We start from the raw sequence: 19,738 nt of genomic DNA on the forward strand, positions 1-19,738 counted from the left end.
ATCAAGGGTTACCAGGCGGGTGTAATCGGTAGAGTACGGTTCCATCTGATCCCGTGGCTACCTGTATGAATTCAGGTCGATGGGCCAGGGTCGCAAGGACTGCTTCTGCCTTGGAGGGATCGTAATAGCGGGTCGGATGGACGACCACATAGGTAACTCCTATCCGTTGTAGCTCTTCAATAGCAGCTTCCGATGGAAAGTCCGGGAGTATTTTAGAATACCGTCTGTAGGAGGAGGGGAAGAAGCTACTATACCCGTTGACAAGGGGTTTCCAGTGCAGGGTTGAAGCTAGCATATAAGGGGCGTTATCCGCGGCCTGCGAGATAGGGTAGAAGGGTATTTCGGCAACTACGGCAGGTCCTGGATCCCGGGCAATATATTGATAAATTTCCGGAATTCCTTCAAAGGAAACATAATTCATGGGGGCGCGAAGAGCTTCTATATTGACCGCGATTACAAGTCCAAAAGCCAGGAAGGTTATCCAGCGACGTCCGGCAAATCGTCGTCTGAGCCGGATAAGGCCGTAACTTGCAAGGGCGGCTAAGGCCAGTAAGAACAGATATCCAAACCGGGAAGTCGCTCGAATTCCCCATAAGGGTGGAAAGAATTGATAAAGCCAGGTATAGACAGGTGTGGCAGGACCAAAAGATAAGAGAAAACCCATTATTCCAATACCTATGAACATACGGACCCGTCCGTTGCGCAGAGCGCATCGTCCATTGACTAGCTTGATAACAGAGAGTCCCACCGCAAGAATACCCGGGAATAACGTTTCCTGAAGGGAAGATAAACGGTGACTCCAGATAGCATAATGCAATCTTCCGACAGCAGCCACATAAGAAGTTAAGGAAGCAGAGGTTACAGCATCGAGCGGGCGGATCATCTCTGGACTCCGATGAACGACCCAGTAGGGTGCCAATAAGGGTAGGACGATTACCGCAGTAATCAGGGTGGCTAGGCCCATACGGGAGAGAACGGGAGCTATAGAACTTCCCCACCATTCGTCGATCCGTATCATCAGCCCAATGCCTACGGCAAAAATGGCAAAGACCCCCAGGTAACCCGAAGTCAGGCACAAAAGGGCCACCAGGCATCCTAACTGGATGGAATCTTTCAGGCGTCGATGGAGGATCAACCGGTCCAGGGTCAAAAGAGCCCATGGAAGCCAAAAGGCATAATGGGCTTGAAGATGTGGTAATCGTGTCAAGGTATGGGCGTTAAAGGCCAGAAGTGAGCCTCCCAAAAGACCTGCTAGGTGATCTCCTGTGAACCTCACTACCAGCCCATACATCGCCAGGGCGGTCAGAAAAAATCCTAAAAGTAAGAGCACGTTATAGGTAAGAACCGGAGAAGCTCCAAATTCCCGTAAGGGTACGGCCAGAAGACCAGGAACGAGAAACGGATCGGAGAAGGCCAGAGCGTAGGGTTCAGGGTAAAAAATGTTTGCATGGAAGAGGTGAAGGGGATCCCGGGTCAGACTATGGGCAATCCAACACAGGGTCCAGGTAATATGTACCGTATCCAGGTTATTGTTACGGGACCATCGGGCCGGATTTGCCACCAAAGGCCAGGTGTGAAAAACCGTCAAAAACAGAAAAAAAACCATGGCAAAGAGTCCCTGACGTAAGGGGATGGGATAATAAGGAGGATAATCGGGATGGGTCCTGGCATAAAATCTTCTCACTTTAATCCCCAGGGATTTAAAAAGCTTTAACCATCGATCCGAAGAGAAGATCAGATAACCTAAGACTCCTGCCCAAACCAGTTTAAGAAGAAACCCAACGGTATTCAGTCTTTGACGGAGCTTGTAATTTCCATAATTCACCGGTTGGGGCGACAAAATCGATGAAGGAAGACGTTTTAAAGGTTGGTTCCCTTGAGCCCAGGAAAGAGCCAGCCCATAGGAACCTCCGGCCTGAAAATATTTCAGCTGAATCGGATAAACTCCGGCTTCCAGATAGATATGTCCGGTAGCCGTTTCCAGGCCATGGGTACCTCCATTATCCACCACGAGTTGGTTATTTATAGACAGGGAAGAACCATCATCCGAGGCAATGGTAAAGGCATACTCCCCGGTCTTCTCAATAATGATAAATCCCGTCCAGAGAACACTGAATCGATTCTCGGGGAATTTTTTCCGGCGCATCCTGAGTAAATCGGTAGAAATTTCTGAATCCAGGGTCACCCACAGAGGTTCTCCCCGCCAGTTTGGATTAGGATAATAGCTACCCTTTAATCCCTGGGAAATTACAAGGTGTCGGTCTAATCCATAGGCTCCCAAGGATAGAAGGACTAGACACCCGAGAAGGAAGGCTGAATGTTTCGTTAGATGCGGAATAGATCTCATAGCAAGGTATCTTTTTCGTAGAAATTCACAACCTTTTTCTTCCTCCCCTATCCTCTCCCATTTTTCATCCAAAAGTCAACTAAATTTGGGAACCCGGTCTTTTTAACGTTGACAAGGGAAAATTTAAGCACTAAACATAAAGTGTTGTTGGCTTTATTTGCTTCAAAATCTCCTCATTTCAGGAGAAAGAAAATTTGCCCGTAATTCTATGTAAGTGTAAACAACTTATGGATAGAATTGCGTGTAAGTTATTTTGGAAATGAAACAGTGTTGGTTCCTTCCGATATTTATTTTAATCTCCCTTCTTATCATAGGATGCCGGGATCAAACCTCATCTCCTCATAAGTCGTCCAAAAAAGGGGCTTCGGTTCAGGAGGCTACTCCTCAGGTTGTCCAGCCTGTATCTAATCAACCCTCTCCGAACAACCAGGGGCATCTGCCAGGTAAGATTGTCTTCCAATCCAATCGAGATGGGGATTTTGAAATCTTTGTCATCAATCCGGATGGAAGCGGATTAAAACAGCTCACCTTTAATAAGGCCGAGGATGAATATCCCACCTGGTCACCGGATCGGAGTAAAATCCTTTTTGTTTCAAACCGGGATGGACATTGGAATGTCTATGTCATGAATGCAGATGGAAGCAATCAGACCCGACTGACTGATAATAAGACCGATTATGCTTCTCCGACCTGGTCTCCCGACGGCAAGCAGATTCTCTTTGATTCCAAGGAGACTTCTCGTTGGGGTATTTATATCATGAACAGTGATGGAACCAATAAGAGACCTTATAAGGTAGAAAGTCCCTGGAAAGAGAATATTTTGGCAAACTGGTCTCCTGACGGCTCTAAAGTTGCTTTCACATCTAAAAGGCTTATGGGATGGCAGGTCCATGTGATGAATGCCGATGGTAGCAATGAAAAACAACTCACCAACGCCAGTGGAAGTTGCAGACCTCATTTTTCTCCGGATAGTAAAAAAATAGCCTATGTCTCCACGGAAGGGGATGGAAAAGGAGACATCTGGATTATGGATCCCGACGGGAGCAATAAAACCCGGGTCACCACCGATCCGAATTATGATTATCATCCTTCTTGGTCTCCAGACGGAACCAAAATTGTTTATGCCAATACAACCGACAAAAAAAACGCCGACTGGAATCTTTTTATCGTCAATGTGGATGGAAGTAACCCCGTTCAACTCACCAACGATAGGAGCGTCAATAACCACCCCGATTGGAAATAGACGAAAAAACTTGACAGAGCGGTCAGGATTTAATAGATTAACTTAAGGGAGACGTTTATACCTCGCAACGTTTTTATATGTAAACGAGAAACGAGGTTTATTATGAAAATCACGGCACAAGAAGAATATGGGTTGCGTTGTATTCTGCAACTGGCCCATTATCCTCCCGGTGAGCCGGTATCGGTCACTGAAATTGCCGAGAAGGAAGGTCTTTCCACAGATTATGTAACGAAACTTCTGATTCTCCTACGACGGGCAGGTTTGGTTGAAAGTATTCGAGGGGTTAACGGGGGTTATACACTGACTAAAAGTCCCGAAAATATCCTGATGATAGATGTCTTACAGGCTCTGGACGAAGACTCTTTTTTCTACCATGAAACCGGCGAATTGGATCTCTGTAAGCAATTCCCCGGAAAGCTTGAGGAATGTACCCACGTGAAACAGTGTGGTATTCGTCCCGTATGGTATTCCCTCATGAAATATATCTACACTGTATTTGGTCATATCACGCTGGCGCACCTCATGAGAGAAGAAAAAGGAAAAGAATTCCTGAATAGGGCAATGGAACCTCAGCAAGAGCTGATTCAGATCAGTGAGGGTTCCGGTTAATACCGAAGATTTTTCACAAAAAGGGCTTGACGAAGAGCTTAAGACCACCCATTTTAATTATTGGGCTATGGAAAATAGCTAAAGTTGCTTGGAAACTGTCTGTGAAGTGGTTTCCAGATTAAAAATGCAAGATTTATTTTTTTTGATTCTATACCTGACAAAATTGTCAGGTATAAGAGGTTCTCTTCCGAGAGAAGACGTCATATTTATTGGATTTGTAAGAATGCCAGTAAGTTTTTCCGGATACTAATCAGTCCGTTGTCCGGGTTTAAGAGCCTACACTTTAAATAAGGTGAAAAAACCGAAAACCACGGGCAACGAAGAAGGGATAAAAAGTTATGAATAATGAGACGAGCACCCTGGAAACTTTAACGAGCCAGGAATATAAATATGGATTTGTAACAGAAATCGAGGAGGAGACTGTTCCTAAGGGATTGAATGAGGACATTATTCGTTTAATCTCTTCCAAAAAGAAGGAACCGGATTTCCTGCTGGAGTGGCGGTTAAAGGCTTATCGACACTGGCTGACCATGAAAGAGCCGAAGTGGGCCAATGTTCACTATCCGCCCATTGATTATCAGGACATTATTTATTATGCGGCTCCGAAACGGAGACCTAAGTGGAACAGCCTCGAAGAAGTAGATCCCGAGCTGTTACGTACCTTTGAGAGGTTAGGTATCCCGCTGGAAGAGCAAAAGCGACTGAGCGGTGTGGCCGTTGATGCGGTTTTTGATAGCGTCTCGGTGGCAACTACCTATAAGGAAAAACTTGCGGAGTTAGGGATTATTTTCTGTTCCTTTTCCGAAGCGGTTCAAAATTATCCGGATCTGGTTCAGAGATATCTCGGCTCTGTAGTGCCGTATACAGATAACTTCTTCGCGGCATTGAATTCGGCTGTTTTCAGTGATGGGTCCTTCTGTTACATCCCCAAGGGAGTACGCTGTCCCATGGAGTTATCGACTTACTTCCGCATCAATGCTTCAGAAACCGGTCAATTTGAGCGTACCCTTATCATTGCCGAGGAAGGAGCGTATGTATCCTATTTAGAGGGTTGTACAGCTCCCATGCGGGATGAGAATCAATTACATGCAGCGGTGGTGGAATTAATTGCCCATAAGAATGCAGAAATCAAATATTCCACCGTCCAGAACTGGTACCCGGGTGATAAAGACGGTAAGGGAGGAATTTATAATTTTGTAACCAAACGGGGTCTATGCCTGGGAGACAACTCTAAAATTTCCTGGACGCAGGTGGAGACCGGTTCGGCCATTACCTGGAAGTACCCCAGTGTAATCTTAAAGGGAGATAATTCCGTAGGTGAATTCTACTCGGTGGCCCTCACCAATAATTATCAGCAGGCGGATACAGGTACCAAGATGATTCACATTGGAAAGAATACCCGCAGTACCGTCATTTCCAAAGGAATCTCGGCGGGTCATGGGAATAACACTTATCGAGGTTTGATTAAAATTATGAAAAATGCTTCAGGAGCCCGGAATTATTCCCAGTGTGACTCTTTATTAATTGGAGACAAGTGCGGGGCCCATACCTTTCCATATATCGAAGTAAGAAATAATTCGGCGCGGTTAGAACATGAAGCGACCACCTCAAAGATTGGGGAAGATCAACTCTTTTACTGTAATCAGCGGGGCCTCTCTACAGAAGATGCAGTGAATTTGATCGTCAACGGATACTGTAAAGAGGTGTTTCGCCATTTACCCATGGAATTTGCAGTGGAAGCCCAGAAACTCCTGGCGTTAAGTCTTGAAGGAAGTGTCGGTTAGCTTTGGAATTCAGAAGTCGGCAGTCAGAAGCCGGATTTTTACTCTTCTAACCTCCGGCTTCTGACCCTTGAACGCTGAGAAAGAATGTTAAAAATACGTGATCTGCGAGTAGCTGTCGAGGATAAAGAAATTCTCAAAGGAATCAATCTGGAAGTCCATGCCGGAGAAGTCCATGCGATTATGGGTCCAAACGGCTCGGGAAAAAGTACCCTGGCCCAGGTCCTGGCAGGACGTGAGACCTACCGGGTAACCCATGGAGAGGTCCTTTATGAAGGAAAAGATTTGCTGAAGATGCCTCCCGAGGAGCGGGCTCGGGAAGGGATTTTCCTTGCATTTCAATATCCTATTGAAATTCCAGGAATTAGCAACAGCTATTTCCTGAAAGCTGCACTCAATGCCATCCGAAAGCATAAAGGCCTCGAAGAGTTGGATGCCATGGAGTTCCTTACCCTGGCAAAACAAAAATTAAAGATTGTTGAAATGGATCCAGGTTTTCTGAATCGCCCGGTTAATGAAGGCTTCTCAGGAGGCGAAAAGAAGCGTAACGAAATATTCCAGATGGCTATATTGGAACCTAAACTGGCTATACTAGATGAAACAGACTCCGGATTGGATATCGATGCCCTCAAAATTGTAGCTAACGGTATCAACAAACTCAGAAGTAAGGATAATGCGATTATTCTGGTAACCCATTATCAGCGATTGTTAAATTATGTGATTCCTGACTATGTCCACGTTCTATTTGATGGACGTATTATTAAATCGGGTGGAAAAGAACTGGCTCTAGAACTTGAAGAAAAGGGATACGATTGGATTAAAGAAGAAGTTGAGACCGTTCGTAGTTAAAAACCTGAAGGGTCTGGAGCGACCTGAATTAACAATTAGTTTGGATCCTTCAGGCGCTTAAAAGACGCTTCAGGCACTTAAAAACTTTAAACACTTCAGGCACTTTTAAAATGCGAGTTACCGAGAATCAACAATGGTACCTTTCAAACTTCCAGGCATTTGAGAAGAATCTCAACGGAGATCAGGCGTCACCGATTCATAAGATTCGTAAGACGGCTATTTCTCGATTTGTTGAACTTGGTTTTCCCACTGTTCACGATGAAGAGTGGAAATACACGGATGTTTCTCCTATTGTCGAGCGTACCTTCAAACCGACCTTTGCAGAGGCAGAAGCGACTCGCGGGTTACCTCCCTTGACTACCCAGGACATTCAACCTTTCACGCTGGAAGAGGCCGGATACCATCGAATTGTTTTTGTAAATGGTTACTATTCCCAGGAGCTTTCGCACCTGCATCCCCTTGCAAAGGGGGTTCAAATAGGAAGCCTGGCTACAGCCATCGAAAAGGATCCCACGACTCTGGCCAGGTATTTATCGGTAGGAGTAGGATTTCCGTACTCTTATGAAGATAATGGATTTACAGCACTCAATACGGCTTTTATTCGAGACGGAGCTTTTGTATATATTCCGGATGGTGTGATTGTTGAAATCCCCATCCATCTGTTATTCATCGGGATCGGCGATTCAGAGGCCACCTCAGGAGATAAAACGGCCCCCCTTTTTCAACCTCGAAATCTCATCATCACAGGTAAAAACAGTCAGGTGGCTTTGATCGAAAGTTATGTAAGTCCTACCTCTGGTTCTTATTTTACCAATACCATTACAGAAGTTGTGATGGGGGAAAACGCGGTGGTAGATTATTATAAGCTTCAAGATGAGAGTCTGGAGGCTTTCCACATTGGGACTATACAGGTGCGTCAGGGAAGGAGTAGTAATTTTTCATCCCATGCGTTATCCTTTGGGGGGAGACTTGTTCGAAACAATATAACTGTTGTGTTCGAAGCAGAAGGTGGTGAATGTACTTTGAATGGCCTTTATGTGGTAACCGGTCGGCAGCATGTGGATAACCATACCATGATCGATCACGCAAGACCTCACTGTACCAGCAATGAATTATACAAAGGCATACTGGATGGAAAGTCGAGGGGGGTATTTAACGGAAAGATCCTGGTTCGACCCGATGCGCAAAAAACTAACGCCCATCAAACAAACAAAAATCTTTTGCTCTCCGATGAAGCTTTAATCGACACAAAACCTCAGTTGGAAATTTTTGCCAATGATGTAAAGTGTAGTCATGGAGCTACCATAGGCCAATTGGAAGAAGATCCCATCTTTTATCTCCGTTCCCGGGGAGTGGATCGAGAGATGGCTCGCACAATTCTGACCTACGCTTTTGCCAGTGATATCATCAGCCGTATTAAGCTCGAAGCAATCCGAACCGATATCGACAGGAGGTTATTATCCCGGTTTGGAAAATAAAAGAATCGTCCGTTGTCCGTTGTCCGTTGTCTCCCTAAGAGTCGCAACGGACAACGGACAACGGACAACGGACAAAAGATGAAAGCCAGTTACAACCTAACCACACCAAACATTACCGAACAGCTAACTCCGCGACCTTCGACTCAGTTCCGAACAGGGTTTGATGTGGAAAAAATCAGGGAAGACTTCCCTATTTTAAAACAGCGAGTCCATGGTAAACCCCTTGTCTATCTCGACAATGCAGCCACCACTCAGAAACCCCGGGTAGTTATAGAGGCCATACAGAAATATTACACGGAAGAAAATGCTAATGTTCATCGAGGTGTTCATTTCCTGAGTGAAAAGGCTACCCAGGCCTATGAAGGGGCCCGGTCCAGGATAAGACGGTTTATAAATGCTTCCAAGGATAGAGAGATTATTTTCGTTCGCGGTGCCACCGAAGGAATCAATCTGGTTGTAAACAGCTACGGGAGAAAGTACCTACAGCCGGGAGATGAAATCATCATTTCGGCCATGGAACACCACTCCAATATTGTTCCCTGGCAGATACTCTGTGAAGAAAAAGGGACTAAACTACGGATTATTCCCATGAATGATGCAGGGGAATTGTTGATCGACGAGTACGAGAAGCTTCTAAACGAAAGAACAAAATTTGTTTCGGTCGTTCAGATATCCAACTCCTTAGGTACCATTAATCCCGTTCGCCAAATTATCCAGATGGCCCATAACTACGGGATTCCGGTTTTAATCGATGGAGCGCAGGCCGTACAACACATTCCGGTAGATGTAAAAGATCTGGATTGTGACTTCTATGTCTTTTCAGGGCATAAAATCTTCGGCCCTACGGGTATTGGTGTCCTGTACGGCAAAGAAAGATTGCTGGAAGCCATGCCCCCCTACCAGGGTGGTGGTGACATGATCCTTTCGGTTACCTTTGAGAAAACGACTTATAACACGTTACCGGCTAAATTTGAAGCAGGTACGCCCCATATCGAGGGGGGTATCGGACTTGGAGTCGCCATTGATTACGTGAGTAAAATTGGATTGGATACCATCGCCGCTTATGAGCACGAATTGCTTCAATATGCCACAGAAGCCCTATCTGAAATCGAAGGTTTACGTATTATCGGAACGGCTAAGGAGAAAGCAAGTGTTTTGTCCTTTGTCCTGGAAGGCGTACACCCCCATGATATGGGTACAATCTTAGATACCGAAGGGATTGCCATCCGCACCGGCCATCACTGTACCCAGCCGGTGATGCAACGCTTTGGGATACCGGCCACTGCCCGAGCATCACTGGCTTTTTACAATACAAAAGAGGATATCGACGCCCTGGTTAGGGGAATTTATAAGGTTAAGGAAATATTCGGATCCTAGAACTCAGGGGTCCAGAGTCAGAAGATCAATCCTTTTGACTCCGGACTCCTGAATTCTTTTTTTAATGGACGAACTGCGCGAACTGTACCAGCAGGTGATATTGGATCATAATAAAAATCCGCGCAATTTTCGTAAAATAGAAGGAGCAAATCGGAAAGTCGAAGGGTATAATCCGCTTTGTGGAGATCACTACTTCATCTACATGCAGCTTGAGGAAGATGTGATTAAAGACCTGAGTTTTGAAGGAGAAGGTTGCGCTATCTCCAAGGCCTCAGCTTCCTTGATGAGCTCGGTGTTAAAGGGAAAAACCAAAGCTGAAGCTGAGAGGCTTTTCCAGAGATTTCATGAAGTGGTTACAGGCCAATTAGACCCAACCGATCACCTGGAAGAGTTGGGGAAACTTGCAGTCTTTGCAGGGGTTTCCGAGTTCCCGGTTCGGGTTAAATGTGCAACCCTTGCCTGGCATACCATGCACGCAGCCTTAAATGGGAGGTGTGAAACGGTATCAACAGAATAATAAGTACTGAGTACTGAGTTTTTAGCTTGCTTTAGTACTCCGTACCCAGTACCGAGTATTATGATGAGTACACCCGTAACTGAAGAACAGGTCGTTGAGGTACTAAAAACCTGTTATGATCCAGAAATTCCGGTGAATATCTACGAATTGGGACTTATTTACGAGGTAAAGATCAATCCCTCCAACGAAGTGTTCATTAAAATGACCCTTACGACACCTCATTGTCCGGCAGCAGCTTCTCTACCCTTTGAAGTTGAAAGCAAGGTGAAATCTATTCCTGGAGTGACCGATGCAAAGGTCGACGTCGTATGGGAACCCATGTGGAACCCAAGTATGATGTCAGAAGCTGCGAAGTTGGAACTGGGAATCTTATGACCTCCGCCAGGGGTCCCCGTTAAAAAATCGGACAACAGTATTTGGATGAACAATTTATAAATAGAAAAGGGAGGTTTGTACACAAGTCCCCTTTCCTGGCCTTCCTTTGCCACAACCCGGGAAAGGTCAGAGAAGGGAGTCTACTTCCTGAATATCTAAAAAACCTATCCTGGTTTATCATGCCACGTACCTTCGAATATTATTCCGGTCCTTCCCGCTCTCCAGATACTGCTTCTCTGTTGGAGGAATTTAAAGTCCGCTTTTTAGATAAAGCTGCCGATGGATATTCTCCTGAAGAAACTCTGGATCGAATGTTGGAAGAAGACAGGCAGCAAGACAAAGGAATCTATGCTGGAAATCGTCGGATCCGACTTAAGGATGTTTTCTCCAGGAGAATTCAAGAGAAGTTATACTCTTCAAAGGGCCTTTCAGAGGAAGGTGGAGCCGGTGGGGAAGGGTTAGAGGGAGGATCAAAACCTTCGACCCTGGCCGATGAATTGGGAAAGCCCGGGGGCGGAAGCTTTATTTCGAAAAAAGGGACCCGACCCAAAGCCCCCTATCCACCTGAGGAGGTGGAATCCGATTTTTATAAACCTGTTCCGGATAAAGGAGAGGAGGTATGGGCTGATCATGCCATTAAATCAAGGGCTTTACAAGAACTGAAAAAGATGCAGTACCTAGATGAAAAAGGCCGGCTGACCTCTAAAGCTTTGCAGGAGATGGGACAACGCTTACTCAGAACCGTTTTTCAAGATTTAAAAAAAGCCGGATTCGGTTTACATGAGACCCCTGAAAAAGGTATGGGACTCATCAAAGCCCATGAAACAAAACCCTATGAATATGGAGATCTTTTTCGGGTTAATATCGTTCAATCTCTCCTTAACGGAGTCCGGCGTAATGCGCAGGTACCTGTCCGACTGAATGTAGAAGATTTTAGAATTGACCTCTTGCAACATCAATCCAACACGGCAACCGTCCTTATTGTAGATCGTAGTGAAAGTATGTCCCACGATAACCGTATCGTTGCGGTCAGGAAAACCAGCCTGGCATTGTTTCAACTCATTACCAGCTTATATCCGGGAGATCAGATTTGGGTAGTTGGAATGGATAGCACGGCAGAGTTGATCCACCCCTCCCAGCTTTACTCTCTGATTCAGGAACGTCTCTGGACCAACATGGAAGCAGCTTTACGCCTCTCCAGGAAGCTTCTCCAGAAATATCCTTACCATCTTAAACAAATTATCATGGTTACCGATGGACATCCCACCATATGCAGCCTGGAGGGAAAATTATATAAAAATCCTTTCCGTCCGATCGATGATATTATTGCAAGAAAAACGCTTCGGGAAGTCGAGTTATGTACCATGAAGGGGATCCGGCTACACATTATCATGCTGGCCCAGGACAAAGACCTGGCCGATTTTGCCAATCGTATGGCAAAGATCAATCGAGGAAACGTTTACTATGTGGAACCGGATCAGTTGAGTAAATTCTTGCTGGTAAGTTACGCTACCGAAAGTCTCTCCCGAGAGAGAAAACTAAAAAATTGAAGGGGAACGCCCTTTAACTTTTTCTTGACATCCTTTTTAATAAAAGATATAAAAGCCTGAAGGTTCTAGATGGATTATGGGCAGTTAAGTTAAAGGAGAGGTTTATATGGATGAAAAAGTTAAAGTAGATGTAAGGAAATTGGAGGATGTGGCCATTATCGATATGAGGGGAGATGTAACTTCCCTTGCGGACGTACCTTTACAGGGTGCCATGGAAAGCGTCTTCGGTGAGGGGATTAAAAAAGTTATTTTTAATTTTACCGATGTAAGTTATATCAACAGCAGTGGGATTGCCATATTAATTGGGATCGTAACGGGTTACAATGCTAAAGGGATTAATTTTAAGGTTTATGGGCTGACTCCGCATTTTAAAAAGATTTTTGGAATGATCGGGCTAACCCAGTATGCTCCTGTTTTGAAGTCGGAGGAAGAAGCCTTAAAAAATTTTGCCTAGCCTCCTTTAGAGTAAAAAGATATTTTCTCCCCTTTCTACCCCCTGTGGGTCCTGTATCTGAAGCAGAGCCACTTTGAGAGTTTAGAATATCTCTAAGTATTCCACCTTAGCCTTTGAATCTCAGGGAGTATCTGTTCAATTGCCTTTCGTCCTGCCTCGATAAGTCTGTCTGCTTTATAAAACTCTGCCCAGGCGATATTTCCCACCTCTGGAGTGATTAAAATACTGGCCGGCATGGCTTTGATATTTGTAATTTCATACTGAAGGCTTTGGAGTGAGCGCATAATGACATCCAAAACTTTGGGCATAAGGGAGAATCCAGAAAAGGAGGGCTTTTCGCTTGTATCCAGGGGAGGGGTTACACTTACCGCCAGGGTAATATCGGCACCCCGATCTAACAAGGGTTTAACGGGAACCGGATCTACCACTGATCCATCAATTAAGTAACGGTCCCGATATTTAACCGGTACAAAAACTCCTGGAATAGAGAAGCTGGCTCGAACGGCATTTCTTACGTTTCCCTTTTCAAACACAACTTCTTCCCCAGTGTTGAGATCCATGGCTACCACCGATAAAGGTATTTTAAGCTCACTGAAATCAGGATCTCCAACCACATCTAGAAATAATTTATCGACCCGATCCCCTCCGAATAGACCGGCTTTAAAGAACTGAACATCGGCCAATCGAAGTAGTCCCAATTTAGAACCCCATTTAAGGACGGAAGTTTTAATTATATCGAGAGGGACTCCCGCAGCATAAGCGGAACCTATCAGTGCCCCGGCACTGGTTCCTGATATCATATCGATGGGGATTCCGTACTCTTCCAAAGCATAGAGAACTCCGATATGGGCCATACCTCTGGCAGAACCACCCCCCAGGGCCAATCCGATTTTTTTTCCTTCGATATCCCGGGCAAGAGCCTCCAGGCTTTTGCTAAGCTCAGAATGGGGGTAATCCAGAATAAAAGGTTTCCCTGTTTTGAAGAAAGCAGTTGAAACTTCATAATCTCTGGGTAATACATGAAATCCTCTTCGAGTCTTGGCGATACCTCCGATTCCCGTATCCGATAAGTTCAAAACCGTTCTAACCTCCTGATGATCTAAAATGATCAACGGATATTCTTCGGAACTGTTGGAGGTAACAAAAAGGACCATATTAGATAAATCCAGGGCCTCAAAGGTACTCCGACTCAATTTCGAGCTTGTATCGATCAAGACGTAATCATAACGATCTTTTAAGATTCCCAGAATAAGAGCAATTGACTCTCGTCCTTTCGATTCCTCCATTAAAAGCTCCGGGGCTATGGAAACCACCTCGAGCCCTCCTTCATGGTTCACGGTGCACTCTTCCAGATAGCCAGGAATGATTTGGGAAGAATTAATCCGCTTTGTAGGCGGGATTTTCAAAACCCGGGTCAGGCTTTCTTCTTTGATTCCCATGTCCACGACCACCACCTTTTTACGGGTTTCTTTTACAAGGCTGGCGGCAAGATTGGCCACAAGCAAGGTTTTACCGATACGTTCTTCGGTGCTATACACGGTAATGATAGGGTATTTGCTTCGCTGCCGGCTTTGGATCGTTTCTCTTTTTTGGCGTAGCTTGAAACTCAAGAGCTCTACCAAATTTTTAAGGATAGGAATATGGGTTTCGATGGCTTTTTCAAACTCGTCTCGGGTTATTTCAAGGACTTCGGCATCGATCACTACCTCCACAGAGGTTAATCGGGGCTCGCTGGCCAGAAGGGGCATATCACCGAAAAAATCTCCCGGGCTCAGGTAGGCAAACTCCAGCTCATCTCCGCTTTCCGTCTTTTTCAAGACCCTTACCTGCCCGGATACCAAGATATAGAATTCATTGCTGATCTCTCCCTCTCGACAAATCCGAATCCCTCGGGGGTAATACTTGCGGCGAAAGAGCGCTGCCAGTTTTTCCAGCTCTTCTAAAGGAACCGATTTGAAGATCCGGTTTTTTTGTAACAGAGGTATGAGACTTTCCATGTTGATCCCCCCTCCTAAGGCCCTCCAGGATTAAAAATCCTGGAGGCTTATAGGGAACTTGTCATTTAAGACCCAACAAATCCGAAATCTGGCCCCAGGCTTGATCTCTATCTTTTGTATAAGCTTCTACATGGGTTTTATTCCCCGTATTGATGAAGGCTTTTACATCGTATGCGGAAGCTATGAGGAGGTCATAGGTGGAAATGATTCTTCTAAGATACCGGGTATCTTCATCACTGAGGGGATGGGAAGTAAGAAGCTTATTCAATCCATCCTTGGTGGATTGAGAGATTTGTATGTAAGCATCCATGATTTGAATTGCTTTCTCTTTATCGTAAGCCTTTGCGGCATACCCATCGACGAGGGTACCGATTGCCATATGGGTAAGGAATAGTCCCTGGGCGGTCGTTGCGCCCAACGTTTCCAGCAGAATTTCTTCTTGAGCCAGGGTAAGGGATGGATTTATAAGGACCAATCCAATAAGGGAAATCAGACCAAGACTTTTAGTAACACCCATGCGTTTATTTCTTTTCATGTTCATCTTTCCTTTTTCCTTTGGACTGATTTTGTTTCTCATCCTGAGAAGCATTCTCTATCCAAAAAATAGGGTAGATTAACCGGGGATCTAAAAAGCAGCAACTAAAGGTGGGGATATTATATTTAAAGAAAGGAAAAATGGTCAAGCAAAAACTATTTCTGAAGTGACCCTTTGAGACCACCCTTTGATCCAGAATCCTCAGAAGTAGAAGCAAGCCCTGGCCGGGTAAATTAATCCCTTTCTGGCCGACTTATGAACTTTTACTCCGCTTCTACTTTTCTTTACGCTTCCCCTGCTTTTTTATTGACAAGTTTAAAGAAGCTATCTAGTTTAATTTAAACACATTAACCTGCACTGCAATAAACATGCAGGAAAAGAGGGTTTCGTAGGTCCATTTTCTCCCGCGGAGGTTCCCACCCCCGCCGAAAATGATTTTTGAGATCTACTATTTTTCCTCAATAAACCGTTATCAATTTTCAATTTTAAACACGTTAACCGAAAGGAGATAAGTATGCCAAAAATAAAAAATATTCAAGGAGATCCTTTACACTTACGTGTAATATCTCTCCTGCTTCTAATCGGGTTGTTGATCTTTATAAGCTTAGGGCCAAAGTTACAGGCCCAGGATAATACCCCTATCAAGATAGGTTTAAATGTGGAATTAACGGGTTTAGCTGCAGATCTGGGAGATTTATCTAAAAAGGCAGCGGATCTGGCCGTTGAGGAGATTAATGCTGCGGGTGGTATTAATGGACGCCCCATCGATTTAATCGCCGAAGATAGTCAATCCAGTAACCAGGGGGCGGTTGCAGCAACCAATAAGCTTATCAATTCCCATAAAGTCGTTGCCATGGTCGGTCCGGTAAAAAGCACCCAGATGCAAGCCGTTAGTGATATTGTAAAAAAAGCTCATTTACCCACCATGTATGGAGGAACCAATCCCAAATTGACCCGAATCGATAATAAGGTCGTGAATCCCTGGGTGTTCCGATGTCGGCCTGCAGATAGTATCGCCGGAGTCGCTGTTGCCCGTTTTATTATCGAAGATTTGAAAATCAACAAAGTAGGAATTCTCCATGATAGCGATACCTTTGGTACAACCGGAGCCGGTATCGTTAGAGATACCCTCAAGAAGCTGGGTGCCGAACCTGTTCTCATCGAGAAATATGCTACGGGAACAGAGAACTATCAACCTCAGCTTTTAAATATGAAAGCGGCAGGGGCCGAAGCCCTGGTTATCTATGGAACCAATGCCAACGATGATGCCAAAATCCTTCGTCAAATTAAAGAACTGGGTCTGGATTTTAAAGTCGTAGGGTCTCCCTCCAATGCCCAAAAAATTACCCTGGATTTGGCTAAAGAAGCCGCCGAGGGTATTTATGCTGTGGTGGACTACGTACCCGGGCAAAGTGAGGTCGCAAAAAGATATCGTGAAGCGTATGTGAAAAAGTACGGTTCTGAACCGGATACGTTAGCTGCCTGGAACTATGATGCTTTATATATCCTCGCCGAAGCCATGAAAAAAGCTGGGACAGATCCAGAAAAGATTCGAGAAGCCATTCTAGCCACCAAAGGTTTTAAAGGAGTCCTGGGTGAATTTAACTTCGATGAGTTTGGGGATGGACTCCATGAAGTAAGTATGATTCAGATTAAGAACGGTCAACCCTCTCTTTTAAGAATCGTAAAAGAAAGTGAATAAATAAGTGAATAAATAGAGGATTGTGGATGGCCCCTTATCCGTTGTCTGTTGTAACGGCTTCGAACAATAGACAACGGATAACGGACAAAAATCTGTGGATTTCATAACTTTCCTGCAACTGGTTATCAGTGGTCTTGCCATGGGGGCAATTTATGCTCTGGTTGCACTGGGATTCGTCCTTATTTACAACGCGGTAGGTATTGTAAACTTTGCCCAGGGGGAGTTTATCATGATACCTGCTTTTTTTGGGATCACCGCCCTGGTTACCTGGCATCTTCCGGTTCCTATCGCTTATTCCCTTGTACTTGCAGCCATGGCCGTCTTTGGGCTCGTTTTTGAATTAATTGCCTATTACCCCCTCCGGAATCGTCCTTTTTTGCCAGTCGTCATCAGTACCATCGGAGCCTCCATTTTGCTAAAAAATCTAGCCCAAAATATCTGGGGGGCTATTCCCCTTCGGTTCCCTGGATTATTCGAAACAGGTACCCTTAACCTCGGGGGCTTGCGGATAGGTTTACAACATCTCCTCATTTTGGGAGTAACAGTTATCCTCCTGATCCTGCAATATCTGCTCTTTGAGAAAACCTTAATTGGGAAAAAGATGCAGGCCACGGCACAGGATAAACAGACGGCCCGATTAATGGGAATTCCTACCAATAAAATGATCGCCCTTACCTTTATCTATAGTGCCCTGTTGGGTGGGGTAGCGGCCCTTCTGGTGGCTCCAATTCTCAATGTAACCAAAGATATGGGAGGGCCTATAGCTTTAAAGGCCTTCTCTTCAAGTATTATCGGTGGTTTCGGAAGCATCCCCGGAGCTATTTTAGGTGGTCTTTTTGTCGGAGTCATCGAAGCCATAGCCGGTAAATACTATTCTGCTTATACCGATGGGGTTGCCTTTTTCGTATTGATCGCAGTTCTGCTCTTTAGACCCCAGGGGATTTTCGGAGAACGTATTGCTGAAAAGGCCTAATTGGTGGACCGTAGATCATGGGTAGTAGTGGTAACAGAAAATAACCGACTACAACCCACAACCTACCCTCCACAGCCTTGTCATGAAATTTATTCTCATATCTTTAATTCTGGCTTTCGCCATCGCAGCTCCTCTCATCTGGACGACCGATTATTGGCATCATCTGATGGTATTGGCAGCAATTTATGCCATCGTGGCCCTCGGTCTTAATTTCACCCTGGGATTAACCGGACAATTATCTCTGGCCCAGGCTGCCTTTTGGGGGATCGGCGCTTATACCTCAGCGTTATTAACGGTACGCCATGAATTATCTTTCTGGATTGGATTACCTGCCGCCGCCGCCGTATCGGCCTTATTTGGTATCCTACTCGGCTTTCCTTCCTTTAAGTTATCGGGACATTATCTGGCCATGACCACCATCGGATTTGGGATTATTGTGCGGCTGGTACTTCAAAATGAAACAGATTTAACAGGAGGTGCCGATGGCATTGCCGGTATTCCGGCACCAACCTTGTTGGGATTTGATATTGATGATAATCGGAAGTTCTATTATTTTGCCCTGGGTTTCCTGATCCTCTTGAGTATCGTGGCTTTGAAAATCCAACACTCCCGGGCAGGACGTGCTTTCCAGGCTATTCGTGAAAATGAAATGGCTGCCAGTGCAACCGGGGTTAATATCAACCGTTATAAACTCATTGCCTTTATGTTTAGTGCCTTATATGCAGGAATTGCAGGTTCTCTCTACGCCCACTCTGCAGGCTATATCAGCCCGGATACCTTCTCTTTTGATCAGTCGGTAATATTTCTGGTCATGCTGGTACTGGGTGGTTCTGGCTCAGTCTACGGCACCCTCATTGGGGCTATCTTAATAACCTTTCTACCCGAATGGTTACGATTTCTTAAAAGCTATTATATGGCCGTCTACGGAGCCGGTGTCCTCCTGATGATGATTTTCCTGCCTACAGGTATCTGGGGGCTTTTGGAAATGATCCAGGAACGAATAATCGGTAGACCAGGCGAAGTCCTTCCACCGCTGGAAAGGCCAGGTGAGCCCAGAAAAGCAGAACTCTCCGTAGGGGCAAAAAAATAAGCCTGTTTATTGTCCGTTGTCAGGAATCACTCCGGGAGACCCTCAACGGACAATGGACTCTGAACAACAAACAGAATGGAAATTCTAAAGACCATCCAATTAAGTAAACACTTCGGCGGACTTAAGGCCGTAGATAAGGTAGATCTGACCATCCAAAAAGGAGAGATCCGAGCTCTGATCGGACCCAACGGATCGGGTAAAACCACCATTCTCAATATACTCAGTGGTATTTATCAACCTACAGAAGGTAAAATTCTATTCAAAAGCACAGATGTAACCGGGAAAAAACCCCATGTTTTGGTAGAGTATGGCATGGCCCGTACCTTCCAAAATATCCGCCTTTTTCCAGAACTGACGGTACTTCAGAATGTTAAAGTAGGTCAACACTGTCGTACAAAATCGGATTTGGTGAGTATTATATTCGGCTTACCGGGAGCAAGAAAAGAAGAACGCCACATTGAAGAAAAAGCCATGCAAGCCCTTGAATTTGTGGGACTCCAGGATAAACGCAACCGACCTGCAAAGAGCCTTCCCTATGGACAACAACGATTGCTGGAATTGGCAAGGGCACTGGCCACTGAACCCGAACTTCTTCTCCTGGATGAACCCGCTGCCGGATTAAACCCCCATGAAACAGAAGTCCTGGATGATTTGTTGATTAAAATACGAAACCAGGGAATAACCCTGCTGTTGGTCGAGCATGATATGAACCTGGTTATGGGGATATCAGACTATATTACCGTACTTAATTTTGGGGCAAAAATAGCCGAAGGCACTCCGGAGGAAATCCAGAATAACCCGGAGGTCATAGAAGCCTACCTGGGTAAGGAAGAAGTTTTGCAGACTTAGTACTTTGTTAAA

Annotated in this window: 17 protein-coding genes; 14 read left to right on the plus strand and 3 right to left on the minus strand. The window is 45.1% G+C overall.

All coding sequences use genetic code 11. The features are described 5' to 3' along the window. Position 1: 1 nt before the first annotated feature. Positions 2-2,347: a PA14 domain-containing protein gene (locus VNM22_00570; GenBank protein ID HWP45626.1), complete on the minus strand. Its 2,346-nt coding sequence runs from the start codon at positions 2,345-2,347 to the stop codon at positions 2-4. A 259-nt stretch (positions 2,348-2,606) separates the two neighbouring features. Here VNM22_00570 and VNM22_00575 point away from each other — a divergent pair, with 259 nt between their 5' ends. The 10 genes from VNM22_00575 (at position 2,607) to VNM22_00620 (ending at position 12,580) form a co-directional block, all read left to right on the plus strand. Beyond that, on the plus strand, positions 2,607-3,590 hold the full coding sequence (locus VNM22_00575) for a DUF5050 domain-containing protein (protein ID HWP45627.1): 984 nt from the start codon (positions 2,607-2,609) through the stop codon (positions 3,588-3,590). Between the two features lie 102 nt (positions 3,591-3,692). After that, the gene (locus VNM22_00580) at positions 3,693-4,199 is read left to right on the plus strand and encodes an Rrf2 family transcriptional regulator (GenBank protein HWP45628.1); all 507 of its coding nucleotides are present in this window, start codon (positions 3,693-3,695) and stop codon (positions 4,197-4,199) included. Between the two features lie 338 nt (positions 4,200-4,537). Then, the gene (sufB, locus tag VNM22_00585) at positions 4,538-5,983 is read left to right on the plus strand and encodes a Fe-S cluster assembly protein SufB (GenBank protein ID HWP45629.1); all 1,446 of its coding nucleotides are present in this window, start codon (positions 4,538-4,540) and stop codon (positions 5,981-5,983) included. A gap of 84 nt (positions 5,984-6,067) precedes the next feature. Continuing rightward, complete coding sequence (gene sufC, locus VNM22_00590; protein ID HWP45630.1) at positions 6,068-6,829, plus strand: Fe-S cluster assembly ATPase SufC; 762 nt, start codon at positions 6,068-6,070, stop codon at positions 6,827-6,829. Positions 6,830-6,939: 110 nt separating this feature from the next. Continuing rightward, complete coding sequence (gene sufD, locus VNM22_00595; protein ID HWP45631.1) at positions 6,940-8,307, plus strand: Fe-S cluster assembly protein SufD; 1,368 nt, start codon at positions 6,940-6,942, stop codon at positions 8,305-8,307. A gap of 78 nt (positions 8,308-8,385) precedes the next feature. After that, positions 8,386-9,684 carry a cysteine desulfurase gene (locus VNM22_00600; GenBank protein HWP45632.1) on the plus strand — a complete coding sequence of 433 codons (1,299 nt, stop codon included), beginning with the start codon at positions 8,386-8,388 and terminating at the stop codon, positions 9,682-9,684. Positions 9,685-9,748: 64 nt separating this feature from the next. Beyond that, a complete protein-coding gene (locus tag VNM22_00605) occupies positions 9,749-10,201 on the plus strand; it encodes an SUF system NifU family Fe-S cluster assembly protein (protein HWP45633.1) in 453 nt (150 codons plus the stop codon). A 60-nt stretch (positions 10,202-10,261) separates the two neighbouring features. Beyond that, positions 10,262-10,576, plus strand: coding sequence for a DUF59 domain-containing protein (locus VNM22_00610; protein ID HWP45634.1), 315 nt, complete (start codon positions 10,262-10,264; stop codon positions 10,574-10,576). Between the two features lie 179 nt (positions 10,577-10,755). Further along, positions 10,756-12,126 carry a VWA domain-containing protein gene (locus VNM22_00615; protein ID HWP45635.1) on the plus strand — a complete coding sequence of 457 codons (1,371 nt, stop codon included), beginning with the start codon at positions 10,756-10,758 and terminating at the stop codon, positions 12,124-12,126. Between the two features lie 106 nt (positions 12,127-12,232). Further along, a complete protein-coding gene (locus VNM22_00620) occupies positions 12,233-12,580 on the plus strand; it encodes an STAS domain-containing protein (protein HWP45636.1) in 348 nt (115 codons plus the stop codon). A 92-nt stretch (positions 12,581-12,672) separates the two neighbouring features. Here the strand turns inward: VNM22_00620 and VNM22_00625 are convergent, their stop codons facing one another. Together VNM22_00625 and VNM22_00630 are read right to left on the minus strand one after the other, a co-directional pair. After that, entirely contained in the window at positions 12,673-14,577 is a 1,905-nt protein-coding gene (locus VNM22_00625; protein HWP45637.1) for a patatin-like phospholipase family protein, read from the minus strand. A 61-nt stretch (positions 14,578-14,638) separates the two neighbouring features. Further along, a complete protein-coding gene (locus VNM22_00630; GenBank protein HWP45638.1) occupies positions 14,639-15,112 on the minus strand; it encodes a hypothetical protein in 474 nt (157 codons plus the stop codon). Between the two features lie 514 nt (positions 15,113-15,626). On the opposite strand from VNM22_00630, the gene VNM22_00635 reads away from it, so the two are divergent. The 4 genes from VNM22_00635 to VNM22_00650 all read left to right on the plus strand — a co-directional run bounded on the left by VNM22_00635 (position 15,627) and on the right by VNM22_00650 (position 19,726). After that, complete coding sequence (locus VNM22_00635; protein HWP45639.1) at positions 15,627-16,814, plus strand: ABC transporter substrate-binding protein; 1,188 nt, start codon at positions 15,627-15,629, stop codon at positions 16,812-16,814. A gap of 94 nt (positions 16,815-16,908) precedes the next feature. After that, on the plus strand, positions 16,909-17,787 hold the full coding sequence (locus VNM22_00640) for a branched-chain amino acid ABC transporter permease (GenBank protein ID HWP45640.1): 879 nt from the start codon (positions 16,909-16,911) through the stop codon (positions 17,785-17,787). An 82-nt stretch (positions 17,788-17,869) separates the two neighbouring features. Then, positions 17,870-18,877: a branched-chain amino acid ABC transporter permease gene (locus tag VNM22_00645; protein HWP45641.1), complete on the plus strand. Its 1,008-nt coding sequence runs from the start codon at positions 17,870-17,872 to the stop codon at positions 18,875-18,877. Positions 18,878-18,952: 75 nt separating this feature from the next. Further along, entirely contained in the window at positions 18,953-19,726 is a 774-nt protein-coding gene (locus VNM22_00650) for an ABC transporter ATP-binding protein (GenBank protein HWP45642.1), read from the plus strand. Positions 19,727-19,738 lie beyond the last annotated feature (12 nt).

It is taken from the genome of Candidatus Limnocylindrales bacterium (assembly GCA_035559535.1).
Taxonomy (GTDB): Bacteria; Moduliflexota; Moduliflexia; order Moduliflexales; family JAUQPW01; genus JAUQPW01.